Here is a 24575-nt window from a genome sequence, read left to right as displayed (position 1 = left end):
GGCGTCGTGTTTCACGTGAAACACGACGCCCCACCGCTGCGACCCATCAACAGCAGCTTCAGAGCTGCAGCTTGAAGCCCACATGGGATGCCGTGAACCCGAGGCGCTCATAGAAGCGGCGGGCATCGGTGCGGCTGGCATCAGAGGTCAGCTGCACCAACTGGCAGCCCTGTCGCCGGGATTCATCGACGGCCCACTCGATGAAGCGGGTGCCGAGACCGCCGCCGCGCTCATCCGCATGGACACGTACGCCCTCGATGATCGACCGCAACGCTCCCTTCCGGGACAGGCCCGGAACGATCGTGAGCTGCAGCGTGCCGACGACGCGTCCCTCGCGTACGGCGACGACCTGATGCTGGTTCGGGTCCGTGGCGAGGCGTTCGAACGCGGCGAGGTACGGGGTGAGGTCGTCCAGCGACTCGCGCGTGCTGCCCAGGGGATCGTCGGCGAGCATCTCCACGATGGCGGGGATGTCGTCGGCGACCGCCGGGCGTATCTCAAGATCTCCCATGAGGCGCAGCCTATGCAGCCACCCAGTCTTTCGGGAGGCGACCGCGGACGCCGGGGAGCGACCGCCCCTCTCAGGAGGCGACCGCCCCTCTCAGGAACGCCACCGCGTGGTCGGCAGGAACGCCACCGCGTAGCCGGCTGCCCTACGCCGGAACCCGCACCGCTTCCACGGCCCTGACCAGCGGAGCCAGCTCCGGGTTCAGTGCCGCCTCGTCGAGCGCCTCGCGCAGCGCGGTGTCATTGGTGGGGCGGGCCTCGGCAAGCAGCGAGGCGCCCGCCTCGCTGACGTCCGTGTAGATGCCGCGGCGGTCGGTGGGGCAGAGGTAGCGGGACAGCAGCCCGCGGTCCTCGAGCCGCGTGACCAGCCGCGTGGTGGCGCTCTGGCTGAGTACGACGGCGTCGGCGACCTGCTTCATCTGCAGATGACCGCCCTCCCCGTCGTGCTGGCGGCTGAGGACGTCCAGCAGGGAGTACTCGCGCACGCTCAGGTCGTGCCTGGCCTGCAGAGCGCGCTCGATGTGGGTCTCGATCTTCCCGTGGAGCAGGGAGAGCGCGCACCAGCCCTGCGCAAGGGCGGTCAGTGCGGGGTCCGTCGCTGTCATGGCTCTTGTTCCTCCGTCCCGGAGCTGCTGAAGCCAGGATAGTCCACCGACGCAATATCCAGCGGTTGCAAGTAACCCGCGTGTGCAACTATTGTGGACGCAAGCTAAGCGCACCTGCAACCGTCTTGGAAGGTAGAACCATGCCTCTCGCGCTACTGGCCCTCGCGATCGGGGCCTTCGGAATCGGGACCACAGAGTTCGTGATCATGGGACTGCTCCCTGAGGTCGCGGGTGACTTCGGCGTCTCCATCCCCACGGCCGGCCTTCTCGTGACCGGCTACGCACTCGGCGTCGTACTCGGCGCTCCCCTGATGACCGTCCTCGGCACCCGCATCTCGCGCAAGCGCATGCTGATGCTGCTCATGGGCCTGTTCATCGCGGGCAACCTGCTCTCCGCCGTGGCCCCGGTCTTCGGCGTCATGCTCGCGGGCCGAGTGGTCGCCTCGCTCGCCCACGGAGCCTTCTTCGGCATCGGCTCGGTCGTCGCGGCGGAACTGGTCGCACCGCAGAAGAAGGCCGGAGCCATCGCCATGATGTTCACGGGCCTGACGGTGGCCAACGTGGTCGGTGTGCCGCTCGGCACGCTCGTCGGACAGACCCTCGGCTGGCGCACCACCTTCGCCGTCGTCGCTGGGCTCGGCGTCATCGGCCTGGCAGGCATCGCCAAGCTCGTGCCGGACCTCCCCAAGCCCGAAGGCGTACGGCTGCGCCACGAGCTGGCCGCCTTCCGCAATGTCCAGGTGCTGCTCGCCATGGCGATGACGATTCTCGGCTTCGGCGGAGTCTTCGCGGCCGTCACCTACCTCGCCCCGATGATGACGGACGTCGCCGGCTACGCGGACTCCTCCGTGACCTGGCTTCTCGTCCTCTTCGGCCTCGGCATGGTCGCGGGCAACCTGATCGGCGGAAAGTTCGCGGACCGCGCCCTGATGCCGCTGCTCTACATCTCGCTCAGCTCGCTGGCCGTCGTGCTCGCCCTCTTCACCTTCACCGCGCACAACAAGATCGCGGCCGCCGTGACCATCACGCTCATCGGCGCCCTGGGCTTCGCCACCGTGCCGCCGCTGCAGAAGCGGGTGCTCGACCAGGCCTCCGGCGCCCCCACGCTCGCCTCGGCCATGAACATCGGCGCCTTCAACCTCGGCAACGCGCTCTCGGCCTGGCTCGGCGGTCTCGTGATCTCAGCCGGCCTCGGTTACACCGCCCCCAACTGGGTGGGCGCGGTACTGGCGGGCTCCGCGCTCCTCCTGGCCGTCGTCTCGGCCACGCTCGAGCGCCGCTCGGCCGCTCCCAGTCTGGTCGTCGCGGGCGCCACCCCCGTCGAGCACGCGACGCCCGTCCACCACTGACCCTTCTTTCCCCCTCACCAGCACCACCGCACAAGGAGAACCTCATGAGCACCACCACCCCCGCCGTCGCCCCGCTCACCACGCAGGACGCCGAGGCACTCGTCACCGCGGCAAACCGGGCGGCAGAGGAAGCCGGTGTGACGGTCAGCGTCACCGTTCTCGACGCGGGCGGCCATCTGCTCGCCTTCCGGCGCGACGACAGGGCCGTACTGATCTCCGGCGAGACCAGCACCCGTAAGGCGTACACGGCGCTTCAGCTCAACGCCCCCACCGCCGACCTCGTCGACCTGGTCAAGCCGGACGGACCCTTCCACACCCTGCCCACCGCCCTCGACCGGCCGCTGCTCTTCATCGCCGGGGGCGTCCCGGTCCACCGTGACGGCCGGCGGATCGGCTCCATCGGTGTCGGTGGCGGAGCTCCCGAGCAGGACCACGGGTTCGCCACGACGGCCGTGGAGGCCCTCGCTTAGTACGACAGCGGGAGTACGAAGGCCCGCCCCCGAGCGCCGGGAGTATCCGGCGTCCGGGGGCGGGCCTCTGTGTGTGGTCAGCCCGCAGCGACCGTCAGCGGCGCGAAGCGACGGGTCCAGTCGCCGGGCAGTTCGGGGATGCCGTACGTCATGACGGCGTTGAAGGCGATCGGCTCCAGGCCGCGCTCCTTCACCCAGGCGAGCAGCTCTTCATGGCGTACGTCGATGTCGGTGCGCAGCGGCCGGTCCGAGCCTTCGGCGAGCGAGGCGATCAGAGCCTTCGCGGTCTCCGTGTCCGGAGCGATCAGGGGGCCGATGACATGGGTCTCCATGTTCGGCCAGGCGCCCGCGTAACCCGTGATCGTGCCGTCCACCTCCGCGACCCGCAGCTGGTCGACGAAGGCGCGAAGCCGGGTGAGTACGTGCGTGCGGTCGAGTCCGAAGACCTCGTTGTCGAGCCGGACGATCGTGGGGAGGTCCTCCGCGGTCGCCGGACGGGTGGCGACATCCGGCAGCGGGCCGCCGGGAGTGAACCGGCCGCGGACCATTTCGACACGACCGGTGGTCTTGAATCCGAGCTGTTCATAGAGGGGTTGACCGACCGGCGTCGCGTGGAGGGTGAGCAGGGTGGTCCCCGCGCCCTCGATGACGTACTGCATCAGGCGACGGCCGAGGCCCTTGCGGGCGTGGCGCTCGGCGACGAGGACCATGCCGATCGCTCCGAGGCCGGGGCGCTCCTGTGGTCCGTACTCGGTGACCACACAGGCGGCGGCGAGGCCGTCACCGTCGGGGTCGTCGATGCCGTAGCCCGTGCCGGCCGAGAGCAGGAGCCCCCATTTGTGGTCCTCGCGTGGCCAGCCTCGATCCTGCGACAGGTCGGCGCAGGCGTGGAGATCACGGAGGGTCAGCCGGCGGATGGGCAGAGCGGAAAGGGTAGGTGTCGACACTCGGCTCAGGCTGTCTGACGCATGACCTTGGCGTCCACCGGTTTGCGGGTAGAGGCACGGTGGATTTGGCCACGTCGCTTCTGGCCGCGGCGGGTCAGACCCCAGGGCTTGAGCACCGAGATGACCGTCATGAAGAGATAGGCGCTCAAGGAGACGATGGGTCCGGCGATCAGACCGGTCGGATCCGTCACCGGCTCACCCGCGGAAACGGTGGCGACGGTGTCGTTGATGCCCGGACGCAGCGCGAACGCCGACGCGGCGGTGGTGGCCAAGGTCAGCCAGAACTTCGTGTAGACCCAGCGGTGCCTGGCAAGTCCCCAAGGGGTACCAAGGGACAGCAGCAGGCCGCTCAGCAGCGTGAGCAGCGCGAGCGGCAGCACCAGCCAGTCCGCGAAGAGCTTCATGGAGCGGGCGGCGGCCTCGGTGACCGAGGCGGAATCCGTGGTGATGGCCGCGAAAGCAAGCGCGAGCAGGCCGAGCGTGAGCCCGAGCCAGCCTGCGGCGGCGATGACATGGACGACGAGGGTGGCCCGGCGAGCGGGGCGGCTTAGTTTCACGTGAAACACGGTGCCGCGAGCGACGGCCGAAGGCGTCTGACAGCGGGAGTAACCGTGGGTACTAGCCTCGGCGTACATGGCACGCCTTCACCTCTTCGACCTGGACGGAACGCTGCTGCACGGCACGGCGGCCCCCGTGGAGATCTCCCGTCAGCTCGGCCTCGACGCGGAGATCGCGGAGCTGGAACGCGACTTCGTGGCGCAGCGCATCGACTCGCCCCAGTACGCGGCCCGGGTGCACGCTCTGTGGGCCGACCTCACGGACGCGCAGGTCACCGCCGCCTTCGAGGGGGCGCCGTGGCTAACGGGTATCCAAGAGACCTGGGCCGAGATCCGGGAGGGCGGCGACTACTGCGCGGTGATCTCGCTTTCGCCTTCGTTCTTCGTGGAGCGGCTGCTCGGCTGGGGTGCGCATGCCGCGTACGGGTCGCGTTTCCCCTCCGTGCCTTTCACCGAGCCGGTGAATCCGACGGGCATTCTCAATGCCGCGGCCAAGGTGAAGATCGCGAACCGGCTGTGTGAAGAGTTCGGGGTGGGGCAGTCCGATTGCATCGCTTATGGCGACTCGCTCTCGGACCTGGAGCTGTTCGGAGCGGTGCCTGTTTCGGTCGCTGTCAATGCGGATCATCGGCTCGCCGGGCTCGCCACCCACTCTTATGTCGGGCGTGATCTGCGTAAGGCGTATGAATTGGTGCGTGGCGCCGGGTAATTGGGGCAATTGGAGGGCGTCGATCCCTGAATTCCCGGGGAAGGGCGGCGGGACTTGTGCGCCGGACGGCTGCCGGTATGGTCGAGTCCGGTTCGGGCCGGGTGCATCTCAGTGCACCTCTGGGGGGCGCGGGCGGAGGTCAACGCAGCCTAACGGGACGAAGAGATCGAAGACCTGAACTTTCCGTTACGCGACCGGCGTCACGGTGCGGGATGGGACGCTGCGATGAGGAAGCTGCGGGCAATGTCACATTTGCCGCCTACTTGTCCGTAGGGTCCGGTAGTCCGGGGTTCAATGTGGCCATATTGGCTGTCGAGGCGGAGCGGGGAAAGCAAGCGGCTTCCTTCAGGGAAGTGCACGGACCGACTGAGAGATGTTCGAGGCGAGGCACAGCATGGACGCTCCGACCACCACGTCGGCGGGCAACGGTACTTCCGGCGACAGCGGCGGTGGAGGCGGTTGGTTCACCCCACGGAAGGCGCCGGCGCCGTCGGAGGGCGGCGAGCAGTCGACACGGCCCGAGGGCGGTGAGCCCGAGGCGACCGAGGGACGCCGGGTGTCCACCATCCGTCCGGTGGGCAGGCCCGGCCCCGAAGCCCGGCCCGCACCCGAACCTGCGGCCGCGCCTGAGCACGCGGTCGCGCCCGAGTACGCGCCCGAGGAGCGAATACCGGCAGCCCGGGGCGCGGCAGCACCGACGCCCGCACCGGCCGCGCCGCACGGCACACTTCAGAGCCCGGAGCCCCAGCCCGAGTTGCGCTCCGAGCGCATACCGGAGCCGCGAAAGCCCTCCTCCCCTTCGGGGTCCCCTGACGCGATCCTCGTCCAGCGCACGATGGACGAGATAGCGCCCGTCTCCGACAAGGTGACCTCGTACTTCTACGCGCTGCTCTTCACCCGTCACCCCGACCTGCGGCCCCTGTTCCCCGCCGCGATGGACACCCAGCGCGACCGGCTGCTCAAGGCGCTGCTGACCGCGGCCGAGCACATCGACCACCACGACGTACTCGCCGCGTACCTGAAGAACCTCGGGCGCGGACACCGCAAGTACGGCACGCGGCCCGAGCACTACCCGGCCGTCGGTGAGTGCCTGATCGGCTCGCTCAGCCGGTACGCGAGCGCGGTCTGGGACGAGGAGACCGAGGCCGCCTGGGTCCGCACGTACACGACGATCTCCCAGATCATGATCGACGCGGCTGCCGCGGACGAACTGCGCGCTCCCGCCTGGTGGTTGGCGGAGGTGGTCTCACACGACCTGAGGACGCCTGACATCGCTGTCGTCACCGTCCGGCCCGATCAGCCCTACCCCTTCCTCGCAGGCCAGTACACGAGCCTGGAGACGCCTTGGTGGCCGCGGATCTGGCGGCACTACTCGTTCGCGTCGGCTCCGCGCTCCGACGGGCTGCTCTCGTTCCATGTGAAGGCCGTCCCCGCGGGCTGGGTCTCCAACGCCCTGGTGCATCACGCACGTCCCGGCGATGTCCTGCGGCTGGGCGCGCCCGCCGGTTCGATGACCGTCGACCACACCACCGACAGCGGCCTGCTCTGTCTGGGCGGGGGCACCGGCATCGCCCCCATCAAGGCGCTGGTCGAGGATGTCGCCGAGCACGGCGAACGGCGGCCGGTGGAGGTCTTCTACGGTGCCCGCAGCGACCACGACCTGTATGACATCGACACGATGCTGCGACTCCAGCAGACCCATCCCTGGCTCTCGGTCCGCCCGGTCGTGGACGGCCACGCCCACTTCCCGGACGCCGTGCGTGAGTACGGCCCCTGGAACGAGTACGACGCCTACCTCTCGGGCCCGCCCGGCATGATCCGCAGCGGAGTGGACGCGCTGCGCGACATCGGCATCCCGGCCGGCCGCATCCGCCACGACTCCGTCGAGGAACTGGTCGCCGCGGGCGATTAGCCCAGATCAGGGGCGTGCATCGCGCGGACGCCCTCGATGTTGCCGTCCAGGTAGTGCCGCAGTGACAGCGGCACGAGGTGGACCGAGGCGATCCCGACCCGGGTGAAGGGCACGTGGACGATCTCGTACTCGCCGCACGGCTCCTCCATCTCCGGGCCGTGCCGCAGCGAGACATCCATGGATTCCAGGCGGCAGACGAAGAAGTGCTGGACTTTGACGCCGGTCGCGCCGCCGTCCTCGCCGATGTGCTCGACGGTGTCGACGAAGCAGGGCACCACGTCGGAGATCTTGGCGCCGAGCTCCTCGTGCACCTCACGATGGAGCGCGTCGACGACGGTCGCGTCCTCCGGCTCCACGCCGCCACCAGGGGTGAGCCAGTAGGGATCCATGCCGGGTTTGGTCCGCTTGATCAGGATCAGGTCGTTGCCGTCGAGCAGGACGGCACGGGCGGTGCGCTTGACCACGGGTCGGACGGTCATGGGAGGAATGTGGCCCGGACTGTTCCACGTGAAACATCGTGAACCAGCCGGAGTCCTGCTCAAGCCCAGTCGACGGCAGCGCGCAGCAGCCACTCGTGCGCCCGCGCGATGTGCGTCATCGCGAGCGTGCCGGTGCGCACGACGAGGAAATACGTGCGCAGGGGTGGCACCGCCGGGTCCAGCAGGGCCACGACCTCGCCACTCTCCAAGGCGGGCGCACAGAGATAGCGCGGCAGCACGGCGAGTCCCGCCCCGGTGGAGACACAGGCGAGCACCGCCCTCAGGTCCGGCACAATGACGGCGCCCGATGCGGCCGGACGGGTGTCGAAGACGGCGGCCCAGTAGCGGGCGACCAGCGGCAGTGACTCGTGTACCTCCACCACGGGCAGGCCCTCCAGCACCGCCGCGCCCTTGCGGCGCAGCTTGCCGGGGCCGATGCGGGACGCCAGGCGCGGGCTCGCGACCAGGACGTGCTCCTCGTCGCACAGCGGGGTCGCGGTGAGTAGGGTGCCGCGCGGCCGGACTGTGGTGATCGCCAGGTCGTGGTGCCCGGCGGAGAGCCCTTCCAGGACCTCCTCCGCGTTCCCGAACGAGGCCCGCAGCGCCAGGCCCTGCCCGTCCTGCCCGGTCAGCGCGGTGAGAGCGGGTAACGCGCGGGCAGCGGTGAACTCGGGAGGCCCCGCAAGGTGGAGCGTACGCACGGACGAGTCCTCTTCGAGCCCTGTCTCCGCGATCTCCACCAGGGCGTCGAGATGCGGCGCGGCCTTGTGGGCGAGCTCGTCCCCGATGGTCGTGGGGGTCACGCCGCGCGCCTGACGCAGGAACAAGGGGCGGCCCAACTGCCGCTCAAGGGTCCGTATCTGCGAGGTGACGGCGGGCTGGGACAGGCCGAGCAGGGCGGCGGCACGCGTGAAGGAACCTGCCCGGTGCACGGTCACGAACGTGCGCAGCAGGGCCAGATCCACGGCGGCGCCCTCCCCTCCCGGCCCTCGGGCCGCGGCCAACTATAAATATGTCGATAGGTCTCTGCCGCTACTGTGATTGGACACTGACACACAGTCAACTAGCCTTGTTCGCGCGGTTCTTCGCGCGCAGAACCGGAACGGTCCGAGCCACGAGGGGGGAGGCTCGGACCGTTCGTTGTGCGTAGCCCGGTACTAGCGAGTGAGTGCTCGACGGGCATGCAGGGTGCTCAGCCCGCCGACTCGTCCAGCGCGCGCAGCACGTCCGCGACCAGGTCAACGGCGTCCTCGGAACCGGCGGAGAGGCGGATGAAGCCCTCCGCGACGGCGTCACCGCCCCAGCGGCCGCGCCGCTCCGCGGTGGAACGCACGCCACCGAAGCTCGTCGCGTCGTCGACCAGACGCAGCGCGTCCAGAAAACGGTCGGCCCGCTCGCGCGAGGGGAGCGTGAACGAGACCACGCACCCGAAGCGCCGCATCTGCTGCGAGGCGACCTTGTACGAGGGGTCGTCGGGCAGCCCCGGGTAGCGGAGCCCGGTCACCTCGTCACGGGCGCGCAGCGCCTCGGCCAGGGCCAGGGCGTTGGCGTTCTGGCGATCGGCGCGCAGCTGGAGCGTGGCGAGCGAGCGATGCGCCAGCCAGGCCTCCATGGGCCCCGGAATGGCCCCGACGATCTTGCGCCAGCGCCGCACGGATGCGGTCAGCTCCGCGTCGCGGCAGGCGACGTATCCAAGGAGGATGTCGCCGTGGCCGGTGAGCATCTTGGTGCCACTGGCCACGGAGAAGTCCGCGCCGAGTTCGAGGGGGCGCTGGCCGAGCGGCGTGGCCAGAGTGTTGTCGACCGCCACGAGGGCTCCACGCGCGTGTGCCGCGTCGGCGAGGCGCCGTACGTCGCACACGTCGAGGCCCGGGTTCGACGGCGTCTCGATCCACAGCAGCTTGGCGCCGTCCAGGACGTCGAGCTGGGCGTCGCCGCCGGTCGGGGCGGTGCGCACCTCGATGCCGTACGCGGTCAGCTGCTCCCTGACGAGGGGCAGCGCCTGATAGCCGTCGTCCGGCAGGACCACCACGTCACCGGCGCGCAGCTGCGAGAAGAGCACCGCCGAGATGGCGGCCATCCCGGAGGCGAAGACCAGGGTCTCGACGTCCGGGCCCACGGACCCGCCGCTGCCCTGGTCCGGCGCCTCGAGCTCGCCGATGGCCTGCTCGAGAAGCGTCCAGGTCGGGTTGTCGTCCCGGCCGTAGGTGTACGGCCCGGTGGGCTCGCCCGGCAGGTGGAAGTGCGCGGCGAACACCGGCCCCGGAAGGGTCGGCTCATACTTCACCGGCTCGGGGAGGCCGGCCCGCACCGCTCTCGTGCCGTCGCCCGTCCCGGTGCCTGTTCCCGCGCCGTCACCTGCGGATATCGCTGCGGAGTCCGTCATGCCGCCCGCCCTTCCCTTGCTTCACGTACGGCGTCGAGCAGACCGTCGCTCGCCGCCTCGACCATTCTCAGGCACGTGTCGAACCCGTCGATGTCCCCGTAGTACGGATCAGGCACGTCCAGCTCACCGAGTCCGGCGGCGACGGGGTCGTACGAGCGCAGCAGCCGTACCTTGTCCGCGTCGGCCGGCGTGGGCGCGAGGCGGCGCAGAGCCCGGTGGTGACCGGCGTCCAGGGCGATCACGAGGTCGAGCCGGGAGAACCAGGAGACCTGGAAGCGGCGCGCCACGTGATCGCTCTCATAGCCGGCCGCCTCCAGGACGGAGACGGTGCGCGGATCGGCGCCGTCCCCCTCGTGCCAGCCGTCGGTGCCCGCGCTGTCCACCTCTACGAGGCCACCGAGCCCTGCCTCGTCGACCCGGGCGCGGAAGACGGACTCGGCCATGGGGGACCGGCAGATGTTGCCGGTGCACACGAAGCACACGGAGAAGGCCATGGGGCGGTCTCAGTCCTTGTCGTCGGGCAGGACGACGTTCATCGCCCAGGACACGATCGAAATGATCAGGCCGCCCAGGACGGCGGTCCAGAACCCGTCGACGTGGAAGGCCACGTCGAGCTTGTCGGCCAGCCACGAGGTGAGCAGCAGCATCAACGCGTTGACCACGAGGGTGATCAGGCCGAGGGTCAGGATGAACAGGGGGAAGGTGAGCACCTTCACGACCGGCTTGACCAGGAAGTTCACCAGGCCGAAGAGCAGGGCGACGACGATCAGCGTGAGCGTCTTCTTGCCCGTGCTGTCGCCGGTCAGCGTGATCTTGTCGAGGAGCCACACGGCGACGGCCAGGGCCGCCGCGTTGGCGATCGTCTTGACTACGAAATTCTTCATGTGTGTGATCGTTGCAGACGGACGGCCAGAACGGCCGGTTCGCGGGCTGGGGCAAGGGGTGTACGAGGACGATGAAGGCATTCCGGCTGGATGAACTGGAGACGGAGCGCGCCGCGAACGACGGCGCGTATCTGCAGTTTCTGCACGAGCGGAACATGTCGGTCGGGCTGTACGCGCTCGACGCCGGGGAGTCGGACCCGCAGCAGCCTCATCAGCAGGACGAGGTGTACATGATCGTCAGCGGCCGGGCGTCGATCACGGTCGGCATGGAGACCACCCAGGTCGCCCGCGGCAGCGTGGTCTACGTGCCTGCCGGGGTGGCCCACAAGTTCCATCACATCAGCGAGGACCTGCGGGTGCTCGTCGTCTTCTCGCCGCCGGAGGGCTGATCCTCCCCTGCCGGCAGCCCTGCGGAAGGCTGGTCCTGTACGCCGCAGGGCTGACTTCTCGGGGCTGCGACCTCGGGGTTCCCTAGGGGGCGGATCAGGGGAGGACAAGGGATGCGAGGCCCCCGTCGGGCCCCCCGCCGCCCTAGCATCGAATGCAAGAAGCAGGACGTATGCGGAGAGAGGTAAGGACGATGGCTGCGCAGGAGATCTTCTCGGGATTGCCGTGGTGGGTGAAGTGGATCGCGGTGCCTGTCATCGCCCTGGTCGTGTTCGGCGGCCTGATAGCGAGCATCGTGGGTTTCGTGGTCGGCCTGCTGTTCAAGGCGCTGCTTTTCGTCGCCTTGGTGGGTGGACTCATCTACGTCGTACGGAAGTTCATATCCGGCTCGACCTCTTCGCGCAGCGATTGGTGACTTGCCGCAACAGTTCGCTCGGGTGGGGGAAGTTTCCTGGTGCGGCGCCTTGGTCCGGCGGCCAGCGGTTAGAGTCCGAAAACCGACGCGGGGTGAGCCCCGCGTGCGGGCGCACTGCGCTCCCACCCGTGTAGCCCCGGGCACGGGCGGAACCCCCAGCCGTTTTCGGGAGTGAACCTTGGCCACGGTTGACGCCACACCCGCCGACATCCCGTCCGACGACCCCTCGTACGCGGCGTCGCCGTCCGGTCCGGCCTCAACCACGGCCGCGCCGACCCTCATTGGCTCGGTGCAGCGGGCGATGCGCCTCCTGGAGGCCGCGTCCGCGCACCAGGAGGGGGCGCCCGCCAAGCAGTTGGCGCGCGAGGCCGGGCTCGCCCTCCCCACGGCGTATCACCTGCTGAGGACCCTGACCCACGAGGGCTATCTGAGCCGCGAGAAGGGCGTGTTCGTGCTCGGCGAGGCGGCCGAGCGGCTGAGTGCGAGCGGAGCACAGCAGAATCGTCGCGGCATGATCGGTGAGGCCCTGGAGCACTGGCGGGACGCCATCGGCGTGCCGGTGTACTTCGCCGTCTACCGCGAGGGCGAGATCGAGGTCGTGGCCGTCGCGGACACGCCGGGGAATCCGGCGGTGGAGGAATGGGCCGACTTCCGCGAGACCGGACACGCCCATGCGATCGGGCAATGTCTGCTCGCCCAACTCGACGACGAACAGCGCCAGGACCACCTCTCCCGCTATCCGGTGCAGTCGCTCACTCGATACTCGGTCCGCGACAACCGCGCTTTCATCCGCCGCCTGGACGCGATGGACCGGATGCGGCCCGTGGTGGAGCGCCAGGAGTACGCGTTGGGGACGGTCTGCGCCGCGATTCCGATCACTGCGGGTAACACGGCCGCGACGATGGCGATTTCAGTTCCGGCCTATCAGGCGGACCGTCTGCTACCTGCGGCCGAGCGTTTGCAGGGCGAGATCGGAAGGCTGCTAAGGACACTTGCTTTCTCTATCAGCATCTGAAAACTCACTCCTTGTGATCTGATGTGTACGTTAAGCAAGATGCCATGAGTGTCAGGGAGTTGGTTCCTGGCCAGTCGAGCTTTAGCGACGGGGTAGGCGGGCGATGCGCGAGTCGGTCCAGGCAGAGGTCATGATGAGCTTCCTAGTTTCCGAGGAGCTGTCGTTCCGCATCCCGGTGGAGCTGCGTTATGAGACCGGCGATCCTTACGCCGTCCGGTTGACCTTCCACCTCCCCGGAGACGCACCCGTCACCTGGGCCTTCGGCCGCGAGCTGCTGGTCGACGGGGTGGGCGAGGCGTGCGGAGACGGGGACGTGCACATCGTTCCCACCGATCCCGAGCTGCTCGACGAGGTGCTCATCCGGCTCCAGGTCGGCGTGGACCAGGCGCTGTTCCGGGTGGGGATTCCGCCCCTGCTCGCCTTCCTCGACCGTACGGACAAGCTGGTTCCGCTGGGGCAGGAGCGGGCGCTCGCCGACTTCGAGACACACCTGGACGAGGCACTGGACCGGATCCTCGCCGAGGAGCAGAGCGCGGGCTGACCTCCGAGGCCAAGAGACGCAGCCGTACGGCAGATTGATGCATTTCGTGGCATCGGCCGGTGCGACCCGGGGCATCGCCGACCAGGCCTCGCCGCTCAGGCCTTGCGCCGGCGGCCCTTTCCGCCGCGGCTCTGCTTGGGGGCGGGGGCGGCGCCGCTCCCGGGTCCGGCCGTGGTCACCGGCCGGCTCATGGGGGCCGTGCGGTCCGCGGAGACCACCAGGGCCGCGAGCGCCGTCGTCACCGGCACCGAGGCGACCAGGCCGATCGAGCCGATCAGGGTGCGCACGATCTCCTCGGCGACCAGCTCGCTGGTGGCCACCGTGCCCACGCTGCTCTGCGCGATGGAGAAGAGCAGCAGCAGGGGCAGCGCGGCGCCCGCGTAGGCCAGGACCAGGGTGTTGACGACCGAGGCGATGTGGTCGCGGCCGATGCGGATGGCGGCGCCGTACAGACCGCGCCAGCCCATCGTGGGATTGGCCTGATGCAGCTCCCAGACCGCGGATGTCTGCGTCACCGTCACGTCGTCGAGCACGCCGAGGGAGCCGATGATGACGCCCGCGAGCAGCAGGCCGCTCATGTCGATGGACGGGTACAGACCGTGGATCAGGCCGGTGTTGTCGTCCGTGTTGCCGGTCAGCGAGGCCCAGCCGATGAAGAGCGAGCCGAGCAGTCCGATCAGGAGCAGGGAGATCAGCGTGCCGAGAACCGCGACCGATGTACGCGCCGTCAGGCCGTGGCACAGATAGAGCGCGATCAGCATGATGGCGCTGGCCCCGATCACCGCCACGACCAGCGGGTTCGAGCCCTGCAGGATCGCGGGCAGGATGAAGAACGTCAGGACCAGGAAGCTCAACGCCAGCGCGACCAGGGCCATGACGCCGCGCAGCCGTCCCACCGCCACGACGACGAGCGCGAAGATCCCGGCGAGCAGCGCCATGGGGAACTTCCGGTTCACGTCGGTGACCGAGTACTGCAACGCCTCGGGGGCCGTGGGCTCATAGGCGACCACCACCTGCTGGCCCTGGCGCAACTGCCGCGGTGAGTCCGGCTGGACGATCTCGGTGAAGGTGCGGCCCTTGTCCTTGCCGCTGGTCACCTCGATCGTCGCCTTCTTGCAGACGCCCTTCGCGCGCGACTCGGCGGACTGCCCCTCGGCGGTGGAGGTGTCGCCGTTGGGCGGGGTCTGCGAGGCGTTCACGTCCTTGCAGGGCAGCTCCTGCACCTTGGTCACGTCGGCCGACTGCGTCTGCCGGTCGAAGCCGACTCCGGTGCGCTCATGGCCCGGCGCGCCACCGGGCCACAGCACCACGAGGCCCACCGCCACCGCCGTGGCGAAAGGAATCAGCACGGCGGCGATGACCTTGCGCAGATGCTTCGAGACCGGTGCGGCCGGACCATGGCTGTGGGAGTGCCCGTGCGGGTCCGGAGGGCGGTTCGGGACGGGCGGCTGAGACGGCGGCTGTGTGGTGGTCACTGCCCGATCATCGCAAGAACGGACGGGGCCCTCTGTTCAGCGCGCCCGACATGACGCTAGCGTGGAGCCACCTTTGCAATCGCGGGAGCTCGGAGCACCGGGCTGAGAGGGCGCTGACCTCCGTACGAATCGGCACAAGAAGTGCACGAGGTACGGAATCCGCTGCGTCGACCGCCGAACCTGTTACCGGGTAATGCCGGCGTAGGGAGTAGGTCTCATGACCACATCGGACGCACGCACGCCTGCCTCGACGCAGAACCAGGGCGACGAGGCCGGGAAGTCCATCGGCTGGCACAAGGCGTATGTCGAGGGCTCGCGCCCCGATCTGCGGGTGCCGGTCCGCCAGGTGCACCTCACCAACGGCAAGGCCGTGACCCTGTACGACACTTCGGGGCCGTACACCGACGAATCCGTCGACACCGACGTCCGCAGGGGCCTCGCGCCCCTCCGGGAGAACTGGATCATCGCCCGCGGCGACACCGAGGAGTACGTGGGCCGCCCGCCCCGCCCCGAGGACGACGGCATCAAGCACACCTCGCCGCGCGGAGGCCTGAAGAACCTCGACGCGGTCTTCCCCGGCCGCCCGCGCCAGCCGCGCAGGGGGCGCGGCGGCCAGGCGGTGACGCAGCTCGCGTACGCCCGCCGCGGCGAGATCACGCCCGAGATGGAGTTCATCGGGATCCGCGAGAACCTCGACCCCGAGGTCGTGCGCGTGGAGGTCGCCGCGGGCCGCGCGGTGATCCCCGCCAACGTCAACCACCCGGAGATCGAGCCGATGATCATCGGCAAGAAGTTCCTGGTGAAGGTGAACGCCAACATCGGCAACTCCGCGGTCACCTCCTCCATCGAGGAGGAGGTGGACAAGATGACCTGGGCGACGAAGTGGGGCGCCGACACGGTCATGGACCTGTCCACCGGCCGCAACATCCACACCACCCGCGAGTGGGTCCTGCGCAACTCCCCCGTGCCCATCGGCACCGTGCCGCTCTACCAGGCCCTGGAGAAGGTCGACGGCCAGGCCGAGGCGCTGACCTGGGAGATCTACAAGGACACGGTCATCGAGCAGGCCGAACAGGGCGTGGACTACATGACGGTGCACGCGGGCGTGCGCCTTCCGTACGTCCCGCTGACCGCCAACCGGAAGACCGGCATCGTCTCGCGCGGCGGCTCGATCATGGCAGCCTGGTGTCTCGCGCACCACAAGGAGAGCTTCCTCTACGAGAACTTCGAGGAGCTCTGCGAGATCCTCGCCTCGTACGACGTGACGTACTCCCTCGGCGACGGGCTGCGGCCGGGATCGATCGCGGACGCCAACGACGAGGCGCAGTTCGCCGAGTTGCGCACCCTCGGGGAACTCAACACGATCGCCAAGCGTCATAACGTACAGACCATGATCGAGGGCCCGGGACACGTCCCGATGCACAAGATCAAGGAGAACATCGACCTTCAGCAGGAGATCTGCGAGGAGGCGCCGTTCTACACGCTCGGACCGCTGACCACCGACATCGCACCCGCGTACGACCACATCACCTCCGGCATCGGCGCCGCGATGATCGGCTGGTGGGGCACGGCGATGCTCTGCTACGTCACGCCCAAGGAGCACCTGGGCCTGCCCAACCGGGACGACGTGAAGACCGGTGTCATCACGTACAAGATCGCGGCCCACGCGGCGGACCTCGCCAAGGGACACCCGGGCGCGCAGGACTGGGACGACGCGCTCTCGGACGCCCGCTTCGAGTTCCGCTGGGAGGACCAGTTCAACCTGGCCCTCGACCCGGTCACGGCACGGGAGTTCCACGACGAGACGCTGCCGGCGGAGCCCGCGAAGACGGCGCATTTCTGCTCGATGTGCGGGCCGAAGTTCTGCTCCATGAAGATCTCGCACGACATCCGGCGTGAGCACGGCGGCACGCAGGACGAGATCGAGGCGGGCATGGACCAGAAGTCCAAGGAGTTCGCGGCAGCGGGAAACCGCGTGTACCTGCCCATCGCCGACTGAGCAGCCGACTGAACAGTGGTTCGCGCCGCGCTTCGGGCGGGCATCGCGCCCGCCCGAAGCAGCGTCGCGTACTACTCCGGCTTGTGGTCGGGACCGCCGAAGTCCGGGCTCGAGAAATCCGGACTCGAGAAGCTCGGGCGCGGTCCCGCCGCCGGGCCGCCCTCCGGGCTGCTGAACCCCGGCCTGTTGTAGCCGAGTTGGGGCATGCGGCTGCCCGGGTCCGACGACGGTGTACGCGCCGCGTGCGCCGCCCCCGGGTCCGCGAGCGCCTCCCGCAGGAACGGCAGGACGCCGCGCTCCATCAGTGCCTCGCCCCAGGCTTCCCTGGCGCGAACCACCTCCTCGTTCCATTCTCCGTGCGAACCGGCCTGGAGCGACGTGGCGCCGTTGCGCAGGGCGGTCAGGAGCAGGCCGATCGCGGCGATCAGGATGCCCCCTGCGGTGAGCGCGCCGAACAGCCACCCCGCGGTGAGCAGGGTTTCCGCGAAGGCGGGCTCGGGGTTGAGCATCTTCAGGATGTAGCCGACGAGCAGGAAGATCGCGGCGGCCGCCCCGGCGAGGACCGGTGCGAGCACCGCGACGACGGCGATGGCCCCCGCCCCCGATGCCTGGGTGGTGACCTCCCCCATCGTGGTGGCGAGACCGAGGCCTCCGGAGCCGGCTTCCGCCGGACCCTCGGTGCTCCGCTCCCGCATGGATGGTGCGGCAGATCCGCTTTCGCGCAGTTCCTCGCGGACCTTCACATAGTGCGTGTACTCGGTCGTGGCGGCGGCAGTGATCAGCGCAGTGGCGTTCAGGGCCATGGTGCGCAGCTGCTCGGGATTGAGCCGCTCGCCCACTGCGGCGAGATCAGGACGACTTGGTGCCGTGCGCAGCGCCTCATCGAGGATCCGCTCGTACTCGGGGCGGTCCTCATTGAGCAGGTGTGGAGCGCTGTTCATGTGCATCCCCCGATGCTCCGTAGGGCTTGGGGCTCGCATGGGTGCGAGCCGTCGGGCAGAAACGGAGGGGAGCCTGCTACGGATAAGCCGATGGTAGAGCCGTGAAGGCACGCGGTGACAGGGGGTTTCCAGAAATAGACCCCCTGGCCAGCGTGATCCTGTAGTGCTGCGCCTGCCCGGCGAACGCTCAGTTATCCAGGGGCAGTTGGCAGACCAGCAGTTTTCCGGCCATGGTCACGCCACCGTCCATGGCGATGGCCAGTCCGCCTGCGTAGATGTGTGGTCCCTCGATGACCGGACCGCCGCCGTCCGAGTCATCCTCGGAGCCGACATCGCCGAGCAGATACGGGATGGGGCTGTGGCCATGCACGATGCGGTGACCGCCGTACATGTCGAGGAGTTCGCGTACGGCAGAGGGGCCCGACTCGTCGCGGAAGGCGAAGCGCTTGGTGAACTTCCGGAAGAGGTCCCAGCACTCGTCGGCGTCGTTGCGCGTGAGGGTCTCGCGGACCGTGTCGTTCACGGCTTCGATCGAGTCGCCGTAATCCAGATAGGCGGTCGTGTCGGAGTGCATCAGGAGATGCCCGTCCTCCGACTCGATCGCGTCGAGGCGGGCCATCCACTGCAGATGGTGGTCCTCGAGGCGCTCCATGTCGGTCTTCTGGCCGCCGTTCAGGAGCCAGGCGGCCTGGAAGGTGGCCGTACCCGCCCCCGAGTTGACCGGGGTGTCGCCGAACCGCTTCGCGCCGAGCAGGAGCAGCTCGTGGTTGCCCATGAGCGCCTTGCAGTAGCCGCCCGCGGCCGCCGCCTGCGCCGACAGCCGCATCACGAGGTCGATGACGCCGATGCCGTCCGGGCCGCGGTCGGTGAAGTCGCCGAGGAACCACAGGCGCGCGTTGCCCGCGGCCCAGTCGCCCTCGGCGTCGATGAGGCCCTGCTCCTGGAGCGCCGCGAGCAGCTCGTCCAGATAGCCGTGCACATCGCCCACCACGAACAGCGGGCCGTGCTCGTCGGACGCCGGCGCCTGCGGAGGCTCGGGCATGGCCTGCACCTCCACTTGCACGGTGTCTGTGCGGTTGATGACGGGCAGGTCGCGCTGGGTGGGGGTGTACCCGTCATCCAGCGATCCGGGCACCTCCCCGGGGGCGCCCGGAACCGCCACGCCCGCCGGGTCCCCCTGGACCGGACCGGTCTCGTGGACGTACGCCGGAACGCGGAAGTCGCGCAACGTCGCCGTCCGCACATCGGGTCCCTGACCGGCCCCCTGAGTCATCGACCCCTCCACCACCATTGCGCCGCATCTGCACCGAGATCGGACTGCCTGGTCGCAGCGGCCCGCGGTGTCGTCCGCCCATCATAGGAATGCGGCTCGCGCTGTGTGGTGCACCAGGGGTGGTGAATCAGTGCTGAACCCCAGTTCACCGAGGTTTTCTCCCGAATTGGGTAGGGGTTTCCCCCCAGGCCACGGCCGGGATGCGCCAGGCAGTGTTGATTGACGGCCGGATGATTGGCCGGTTGACGGGGTTCTCCCCGCGGTGCGGCCCGCTCAACCGGGTCCCGGTGAGCGGGGTGGGCTGACCGTCGTGCGCGGTGGACGGCGCTCGGACGAGGTGCGCACGATCAGCTCCGTCGGTATCACCTGCTCGACGGGCCGGCCCGAATCCAGACCTTCGATGGCGTCGATGAGGAGCTGGACGACGGCCGTGCCGATGCGCCGGGGTTTGAGCGAGAGCGTGGTGATGGGCGGTTCCGTGGTGGCGTAGACCGTGGACTCGCTGCAGCACACGAGCAGCAGGTCGTCCGGGACGCGCAGTCCGTACCGGCGGGCGGCCGCGAGGAGATCGGTGCCGTTCGGGTCGAAGAGGCCGTACACGGCGTCGGGGCGGTCGGGCCGGGCGAGCAGCCGGTCGGCCGCGACCGCGCCGGCACACGGGTCGTGGGCCGGGTAGGACTCGTAGACCGGGTCCTGTCCGACGCGCTCGCACCAGCGCAGATAGGCGGTGGTGGACAGGTGGGTGTACGTGTCCGTGGTGGTCCCCGTGAGCAACCCGATCCGGCGGGCTCCGGCCGCCGCGAGGTGGTCGAGAATCTCAAGGACCGCCGCTTCGTGGTCGTTGTCGACCCAGGCGGTGACCGGGAGGGACCCGGCAGGACGTCCGTCGGACACGACGGGTAGGCCCTGGCGCACCAGTTCGCTGACGACGGGATCGTGGTCGGACGGATCGACGACGACGGTGCCGTCGAGCGCGACGTTCGACCACACGTCGACCGGGCTGCGCCGGGAGGTGGCGGGAAGGATGACAAGGGCGTAGCCGCGGGCCAGCGCGGCCGAGGTCGCGGCTCTGGCCATCTCCGCGAAGTACGCGAATTCGGTGAAGGTGAAAGGTTCATCCCCGTAGGTCGTCACGGTCAGGCCGATGAGGCCCGACTTGCCGGTACGGAGCGTTCGGGCCGCCGCGGAAGGGCGATAGCCCAGCCGTTCGGCGACCTCGCGGACATGGCGTCGGGTGGCGTCCGGGAGCCGGCCCTTGCCGTTGAGAGCGTCGGAGACAGTCGTGATGGAGACACCGGCTGCTGCGGCGACGTCTCTGATGCCCGCTCGGCTCTGCCGGTTGCCCCGGCGGGCGGTCTCCGCTCGGCTCACCTGGTGGTTCCCTGCTGCTGTCATGGCGAGCCGATAGTAGGGCTCATGAGGGTGGGTAGTGCGGACGCATATTCACTCGTTGACAGGCACGTTTCTGCAAGGTCGAAACGGGTCAACAGCCTTGGATTGCATGGGAGTTGGCTCCACTTTGGGTGGACGGTCCCTTGTCGCCGCGCACAGGCCTGCCAAATGAGCGATGTCTCGAAGAGGTCTCAACTCACCTTCACGGGTGATGCGCGCCACGGAGTGAGCCACGGGCGCGCGCTGGAGCAGGGAGCGCTCCCCCCTCGTTGCGCGCCCGCCGGAGCGGATACCGCTGACCCATTCGCAGCAGAGCTGAATCCTCATAAGGTGAGGAGTATTGAAGTCAGGGTGTTCAGGTGTTCAAGAGGAGGACTGCGGTGAGCGAGACGAGCCCGAGGCTGCGTGCCGAGCTGGAGGGTATCCCCACCTACAAGCCGGGGAAGCCCGCCGCGGCCGATGGTCCGGTGGCCTACAAGCTGTCCTCGAACGAGAACCCTTACCCGCCCCTGCCGGGCGTCATGGAGAGCGCGCTGGCCGCCGCGGGCGCGTTCAACCGCTACCCCGACATGGCGTGCACGAGCCTGATGAGCGAGCTCGCCGAGCGCTTCGGGGTGCCCGTGTCCCATGTGGCGACGGGCACCGGTTCCGTCGGCGTCGCGCAGCAGCTCATCCAGGCCACGTCCGGCCCGGGGGACGAGGTCATCTACGCCTGGCGGTCCTTCGAGGCGTACCCGATCATCACGCAGGTGAGCGGTGCCACGTCGGTCAAGGTGCCGCTGACGCCGGGAGACGTCCACGACCTGGACGCGATGGCCGCCGCCATCACCGACCGGACGCGGCTGATCTTCGTCTGCAACCCGAACAACCCGACCGGCACCGTGGTCCGCGGGGCCGAGCTGGAACGATTCCTCGACCGGGTGCCCAGCGATGTCCTCGTCGTCCTCGACGAGGCCTACCGCGAGTTCATCCGCGACCCCGAGGTGCCGGACGGCGTCGAGATCTACCGCGAGCGTCCGAATGTCGCCGTGCTGCGCACGTTCTCCAAGGCGTACGGGCTCGCGGGGCTGCGGGTCGGCTTCGCGATCGCCCATGAGCCGGTGGCGGCCGCCCTGCGCAAGACGGCGGTGCCCTTCGGGGTGAGCCAGCTCGCGCAGGACGCGGCGGTGGCCTCGCTGCGGGCCGAGGACGAGCTGATGGGCCGCGTCGGGTCGCTCGTCGCGGAGCGCACGCGGGTGGTCGAGACGCTGCGCGGGCAGGGTTGGACGGTGCCCGAGACGCAGGCGAACTTCGTGTGGCTGCGGCTCGGGGAGCGGACGCTCGACTTCGCCGCGGCGTGTGAGAAGGCCGGCGTGGTCGTACGGCCGTTCGCGGGCGAGGGAGTGCGGGTCACGATCGGGGAGACCGAGGCCAACGACATTTTCCTGCAGGCCGCAGAGGCGTTCCGCAAGGAGCTGTAGCCTCCGGGCGCTGTGGACGAGAAGGCCCCGGGGCGTGTGCCCCGGGGCCTTCTCGCGTTCCCCCGAGTGAGGGCCGCCGAGTAAGCCCCAGCAGGGGTCCCCGAGTAAGGGGACCCCCCTTTCCGTGCCGACAAGCAGTAGGTCATAATTGCTTGTGAATGTGAACGCGTTCACAAGCGTGTCCCGGTTCCTCCGAAGATCAGAGGGATTTAAGGGGCAAACCGCCGAGGTGAGCACGGCCGTAAGGAGAAGTCGACGTGGACCTGGCTCTGGCGCCGGAGACCCTGGCGCGATGGCAGTTCGGCATCACCACCGTCTACCACTTCCTGTTCGTCCCGCTGACGATCTCTCTGGCCGCCCTCACGGCGATCCTGGAGACGGCCTGGGTGCGCACGGGCAAGGAGCACTACCTCAGGGCGACCAAGTTCTGGGGAAAGCTGTTCCTGATCAACATCGCGATGGGCGTCGTCACCGGCATCGTCCAGGAGTTCCAGTTCGGCATGAACTGGTCCGACTACTCGCGCTTCGTCGGTGACGTCTTCGGGGCGCCGCTCGCCTTCGAGGCCCTGATCGCGTTCTTCTTCGAGTCGACCTTCATCGGCCTGTGGATCTTCGGCTGGGACAAGCTCCCGAAGAAGCTGCACTGCGCCACGATCTGGATCGTCTCCGCCGGAACCATCGCGTCGGCCTACTTCATCATCGCGGCCAACGCCTTTATGCAGCACCCGGTCGGCTACAAGATCGTGGAGCGGGACGGCACCAAGCGCGCGGAGCTCACGGACTTCGCGAAGGTGCTCTTCCAGGAGACGACGCTGGTCAACTTCTTCCACGTCATCTCGGCGGCCATCCTGGTCGGCGGCGCCTTCATGACCGGCATCGCGATCTTCCACCTCCGTAAGAAGCAGCACATCCGCACCATGCGGATGTCGATGCGGCTCGGCCTGGTCACCGCGTTCGTCGGCACCCTGCTCACCGTGGTCAGCGCCGACACCCTCGGCAAGGTCATGTACGAGCAGCAGCCGATGAAGATGTCGGCCGCCGAGGCACTGTGGGAGTCGGAGAAGCCGGCGCCGTTCTCGCTCTTCGCCTACGGCGATGTCTCCGAGGGCCACAACAAGGTCGCCATCGAGGTCCCCGGGGTGCTGTCCTTCCTCGCCAAGAACAACTTCAGCGCCGAGATCCCCGGCATCAACGACCTCAACAGGGAGGCGCAGGAGAAGTACGGGCCCGGCGACTACCGGCCCAACATCCCCACCGCCTACTGGTCCTACCGCTGGATGATCGGCTTCGGCGGGGTCTCGATGGCCCTGTGCACCGCAGGCCTCTGGCTCACGCGGAAGAAGTTCTGGCTCGCTCCGGAGCACCGTACGGGCGCCGACGACGTGCCGAAGCTGATGCTCACCAAGAACAGGGAGCTGGCGCCCAAGCTCGGCAACTGGTGGTGGCGGCTCTCGCAGTGGACGCTGATCTTCCCCCTCATCGGCACGGCCTGGGGCTGGATCTTCACCGAGACCGGGCGGCAGCCCTGGGTGGTCTACGGCGTCCTGAAGACGCAGGACGCGGTCTCGCCGGGGGTCTCGCAGGGTGAGGTGATCACCTCGCTGGTCGTCTTCACCGGGATCTACGCGATCCTCGCGGTGATCGAGGTGAAGCTGCTGCTCAAGTACATCAAGGCGGGTCCGCCCGAGCTCACCGAGGCCGACCTCAACCCGCCCACCAAGATCGGCGGCCCCGGCGCGGGATCGGGTTCCGATGACGACGCCGACGCCGACCGGCCCATGGCCTTCTCGTACTGAGGGAGTTGATCGACATGGAACTTCACGACGTCTGGTTCGTGCTGATCGCAGTCCTGTGGATCGGCTACTTCTTCCTGGAGGGCTTCGACTTCGGGATCGGCATCCTCACCAAGCTCCTCGCCCGTGACCGGACCGAGAAGCGGGTTCTCATCAACACCATCGGCCCCGTCTGGGACGGCAACGAGGTGTGGCTGCTCACGGCGGGCGGCGCGACCTTCGCCGCCTTCCCCGAGTGGTACGCGACGCTCTTCTCGGGCTTCTATCTGCCGCTCCTGATCATCCTGCTCTGCCTGATCGTGCGGGGTGTCGCCTTCGAGTACCGGGCCAAGCGGCCCGAGGAGAAGTGGCAGCGCAACTGGGAGCAGGCCATCTTCTGGACCTCGCTGATCCCGGCGGTGATGTGGGGTGTGGCCTTCGCCAACATCACGCGCGGCGTGAAGATCGACGCCCACAAGGAGTACGTGGGCAACTTCTGGGACCTGCTGAACCCGTACGGCATCTTGGGCGGCCTGGTCACCCTGACGCTGTTCACCTTCCACGGCGCGGTCTTCGCCTCGCTCAAGACGGTGGGGGACATCCGGATGCGGGCGCGGAAGCTGGCGCTCGGGCTCGGCCTGGTGACCGCTGTCCTGGCGCTCGGATTCCTGCTCTGGACGCAGGCGGACAACGGCGACGGCAAGAGCCTGGTCGCGATGGTCGTGGCCGTGGTCGCGCTGATCGGTGCCATCGGGGCGATCAAGATGGGGCGCGAGGGCTGGTCGTTCGCGCTGTCGGGCATCACGATCGCGGCTGCCGTGGCGATGCTCTTCATGACGCTCTTCCCGAACGTCATGCCGTCGTCGCTGAACGAGGAGTGGAACCTCACGGTCACCAACGCCTCGTCGAGCCCCTACACCCTGAAGATCATGACCTGGTGCGCCGGCATCGCGACGCCGATCGTGCTGCTCTACCAGTCGTGGACCTACTGGGTGTTCCGCAAGCGGATCGGTACGCAGCACATCGCGGACGCCGCGCACTGAGTGCTCGTTCCGTGATCCCTGAGTTCTTCGCCAGTCTTCTTCCGGTTCCTGGCAGTC

At 68.7% G+C, this 24575-nt stretch carries 25 protein-coding genes and 1 riboswitch; of the genes, 12 read left to right on the top strand and 13 right to left on the bottom strand.

Annotated elements, in window-relative coordinates:
• Positions 1-58: 58 nt before the first annotated feature.
• Both AB0I66_RS25740 and AB0I66_RS25735 read right to left on the bottom strand, forming a co-directional pair.
• Positions 59-511, bottom strand: coding sequence for a GNAT family N-acetyltransferase (locus AB0I66_RS25740; protein WP_363210306.1), 453 nt, complete (start codon positions 509-511; stop codon positions 59-61).
• Positions 512-653: 142 nt separating this feature from the next.
• A complete protein-coding gene (locus tag AB0I66_RS25735; RefSeq protein WP_363210305.1) occupies positions 654-1112 on the bottom strand; it encodes a MarR family transcriptional regulator in 459 nt (152 codons plus the stop codon).
• 140 nt (positions 1113-1252) lie between these two features.
• Here AB0I66_RS25735 and AB0I66_RS25730 point away from each other — a divergent pair, with 140 nt between their 5' ends.
• Both AB0I66_RS25730 and AB0I66_RS25725 read left to right on the top strand, forming a co-directional pair.
• Positions 1253-2461 carry an MFS transporter gene (locus AB0I66_RS25730; protein WP_363210304.1) on the top strand — a complete coding sequence of 403 codons (1209 nt, stop codon included), beginning with the start codon at positions 1253-1255 and terminating at the stop codon, positions 2459-2461.
• A gap of 44 nt (positions 2462-2505) precedes the next feature.
• Complete coding sequence (locus AB0I66_RS25725; RefSeq protein ID WP_363210303.1) at positions 2506-2931, top strand: heme-binding protein; 426 nt, start codon at positions 2506-2508, stop codon at positions 2929-2931.
• A 77-nt stretch (positions 2932-3008) separates the two neighbouring features.
• On the opposite strand, the gene AB0I66_RS25720 is transcribed toward AB0I66_RS25725, so the two are convergent.
• Together AB0I66_RS25720 and AB0I66_RS25715 are read right to left on the bottom strand one after the other, a co-directional pair.
• Positions 3009-3878, bottom strand: coding sequence for a GNAT family N-acetyltransferase (locus AB0I66_RS25720; RefSeq protein ID WP_363210302.1), 870 nt, complete (start codon positions 3876-3878; stop codon positions 3009-3011).
• Positions 3879-3883: 5 nt separating this feature from the next.
• On the bottom strand, positions 3884-4435 hold the full coding sequence (locus tag AB0I66_RS25715; protein ID WP_363210301.1) for a DUF2269 domain-containing protein: 552 nt from the start codon (positions 4433-4435) through the stop codon (positions 3884-3886).
• Positions 4436-4511: 76 nt separating this feature from the next.
• Between AB0I66_RS25715 and AB0I66_RS25710 the strand changes: the two genes are divergently transcribed.
• Positions 4512-5144, top strand: a complete 633-nt coding sequence (locus AB0I66_RS25710; protein WP_363210300.1) for an HAD-IB family phosphatase — start codon at positions 4512-4514, stop codon at positions 5142-5144.
• 394 nt (positions 5145-5538) lie between these two features.
• A complete protein-coding gene (locus tag AB0I66_RS25705; RefSeq protein ID WP_363210299.1) occupies positions 5539-7056 on the top strand; it encodes a globin domain-containing protein in 1518 nt (505 codons plus the stop codon).
• Here the strand turns inward: AB0I66_RS25705 and AB0I66_RS25700 are convergent.
• From AB0I66_RS25700 to AB0I66_RS25680, 5 genes are all read right to left on the bottom strand, one after another.
• Positions 7053-7535, bottom strand: a complete 483-nt coding sequence (locus tag AB0I66_RS25700; RefSeq protein ID WP_363210298.1) for an NUDIX hydrolase — start codon at positions 7533-7535, stop codon at positions 7053-7055. The two genes, AB0I66_RS25705 and AB0I66_RS25700, sit on opposite strands and share 4 nt — an antisense overlap.
• Positions 7536-7594: 59 nt before the next feature.
• A complete protein-coding gene (locus AB0I66_RS25695) occupies positions 7595-8500 on the bottom strand; it encodes a LysR family transcriptional regulator (protein WP_363210297.1) in 906 nt (301 codons plus the stop codon).
• Positions 8501-8727: 227 nt separating this feature from the next.
• On the bottom strand, positions 8728-9921 hold the full coding sequence (locus AB0I66_RS25690) for a cystathionine gamma-lyase (protein ID WP_363210296.1): 1194 nt from the start codon (positions 9919-9921) through the stop codon (positions 8728-8730).
• Positions 9918-10415 carry a low molecular weight protein-tyrosine-phosphatase gene (locus tag AB0I66_RS25685; RefSeq protein ID WP_363210295.1) on the bottom strand — a complete coding sequence of 166 codons (498 nt, stop codon included), beginning with the start codon at positions 10413-10415 and terminating at the stop codon, positions 9918-9920. The genes AB0I66_RS25690 and AB0I66_RS25685 overlap by 4 nt, the downstream gene beginning before the upstream one ends.
• Before the next feature lie 9 nt (positions 10416-10424).
• Positions 10425-10805: a phage holin family protein gene (locus AB0I66_RS25680; protein WP_363210294.1), complete on the bottom strand. Its 381-nt coding sequence runs from the start codon at positions 10803-10805 to the stop codon at positions 10425-10427.
• A 71-nt stretch (positions 10806-10876) separates the two neighbouring features.
• Between AB0I66_RS25680 and AB0I66_RS25675 the strand changes: the two genes are divergently transcribed.
• The 4 genes from AB0I66_RS25675 to AB0I66_RS25660 all read left to right on the top strand — a co-directional run bounded on the left by AB0I66_RS25675 (position 10877) and on the right by AB0I66_RS25660 (position 13163).
• Positions 10877-11194 (top strand): cupin domain-containing protein, encoded by a 318-nt coding sequence (locus tag AB0I66_RS25675; RefSeq protein WP_363210293.1) that lies wholly within the window; start codon positions 10877-10879, stop codon positions 11192-11194.
• Positions 11195-11385: 191 nt separating this feature from the next.
• Positions 11386-11607 (top strand): DUF5326 family protein, encoded by a 222-nt coding sequence (locus tag AB0I66_RS25670; protein WP_363210292.1) that lies wholly within the window; start codon positions 11386-11388, stop codon positions 11605-11607.
• 289 nt (positions 11608-11896) lie between these two features.
• Positions 11897-12622 (top strand): IclR family transcriptional regulator C-terminal domain-containing protein, encoded by a 726-nt coding sequence (locus tag AB0I66_RS25665; RefSeq protein ID WP_363210666.1) that lies wholly within the window; start codon positions 11897-11899, stop codon positions 12620-12622.
• A 103-nt stretch (positions 12623-12725) separates the two neighbouring features.
• Positions 12726-13163, top strand: a complete 438-nt coding sequence (locus AB0I66_RS25660) for an SsgA family sporulation/cell division regulator (protein ID WP_363210291.1) — start codon at positions 12726-12728, stop codon at positions 13161-13163.
• A gap of 95 nt (positions 13164-13258) precedes the next feature.
• Here AB0I66_RS25660 and AB0I66_RS25655 read toward each other — a convergent pair whose 3' ends face one another.
• Positions 13259-14638, bottom strand: a complete 1380-nt coding sequence (locus AB0I66_RS25655) for a YibE/F family protein (RefSeq protein WP_363210290.1) — start codon at positions 14636-14638, stop codon at positions 13259-13261.
• A gap of 71 nt (positions 14639-14709) precedes the next feature.
• Positions 14710-14863: riboswitch (TPP riboswitch) on the top strand.
• Between AB0I66_RS25655 and thiC the strand changes: the two genes are divergently transcribed.
• Positions 14856-16637: a phosphomethylpyrimidine synthase ThiC gene (thiC, locus tag AB0I66_RS25650; protein ID WP_363210289.1), complete on the top strand. Its 1782-nt coding sequence runs from the start codon at positions 14856-14858 to the stop codon at positions 16635-16637. It overlaps the preceding riboswitch by 8 nt.
• A 71-nt stretch (positions 16638-16708) precedes the next feature.
• Here thiC and AB0I66_RS25645 read toward each other — a convergent pair whose 3' ends face one another.
• The 3 genes from AB0I66_RS25645 to AB0I66_RS25635 form a co-directional block, all read right to left on the bottom strand.
• Positions 16709-17584: a hypothetical protein gene (locus AB0I66_RS25645; RefSeq protein ID WP_363210288.1), complete on the bottom strand. Its 876-nt coding sequence runs from the start codon at positions 17582-17584 to the stop codon at positions 16709-16711.
• Positions 17585-17765: 181 nt separating this feature from the next.
• Positions 17766-18851 carry a metallophosphoesterase gene (locus tag AB0I66_RS25640; protein WP_363210287.1) on the bottom strand — a complete coding sequence of 362 codons (1086 nt, stop codon included), beginning with the start codon at positions 18849-18851 and terminating at the stop codon, positions 17766-17768.
• A 273-nt stretch (positions 18852-19124) separates the two neighbouring features.
• Entirely contained in the window at positions 19125-20246 is a 1122-nt protein-coding gene (locus AB0I66_RS25635; protein ID WP_190082941.1) for a LacI family DNA-binding transcriptional regulator, read from the bottom strand.
• 377 nt (positions 20247-20623) lie between these two features.
• Between AB0I66_RS25635 and hisC the strand changes: the two genes are divergently transcribed.
• The 3 genes from hisC to cydB all read left to right on the top strand — a co-directional run bounded on the left by hisC (position 20624) and on the right by cydB (position 24518).
• A complete protein-coding gene (gene hisC, locus AB0I66_RS25630; protein ID WP_363210286.1) occupies positions 20624-21703 on the top strand; it encodes a histidinol-phosphate transaminase in 1080 nt (359 codons plus the stop codon).
• Between the two features lie 257 nt (positions 21704-21960).
• Positions 21961-23499 (top strand): cytochrome ubiquinol oxidase subunit I, encoded by a 1539-nt coding sequence (locus AB0I66_RS25625; protein WP_363210285.1) that lies wholly within the window; start codon positions 21961-21963, stop codon positions 23497-23499.
• A 14-nt stretch (positions 23500-23513) separates the two neighbouring features.
• Positions 23514-24518 carry a cytochrome d ubiquinol oxidase subunit II gene (cydB, locus tag AB0I66_RS25620; RefSeq protein ID WP_363210284.1) on the top strand — a complete coding sequence of 335 codons (1005 nt, stop codon included), beginning with the start codon at positions 23514-23516 and terminating at the stop codon, positions 24516-24518.
• Positions 24519-24575 lie beyond the last annotated feature (57 nt).

The organism is Streptomyces sp. NPDC050439, from assembly GCF_040655335.1.
Taxonomy (GTDB): domain Bacteria; phylum Actinomycetota; class Actinomycetes; order Streptomycetales; family Streptomycetaceae; genus Streptomyces.
The sequence above is the reverse complement of the archived record's forward strand: the minus strand, read 5'-3'. Positions and strand labels throughout refer to the sequence as shown.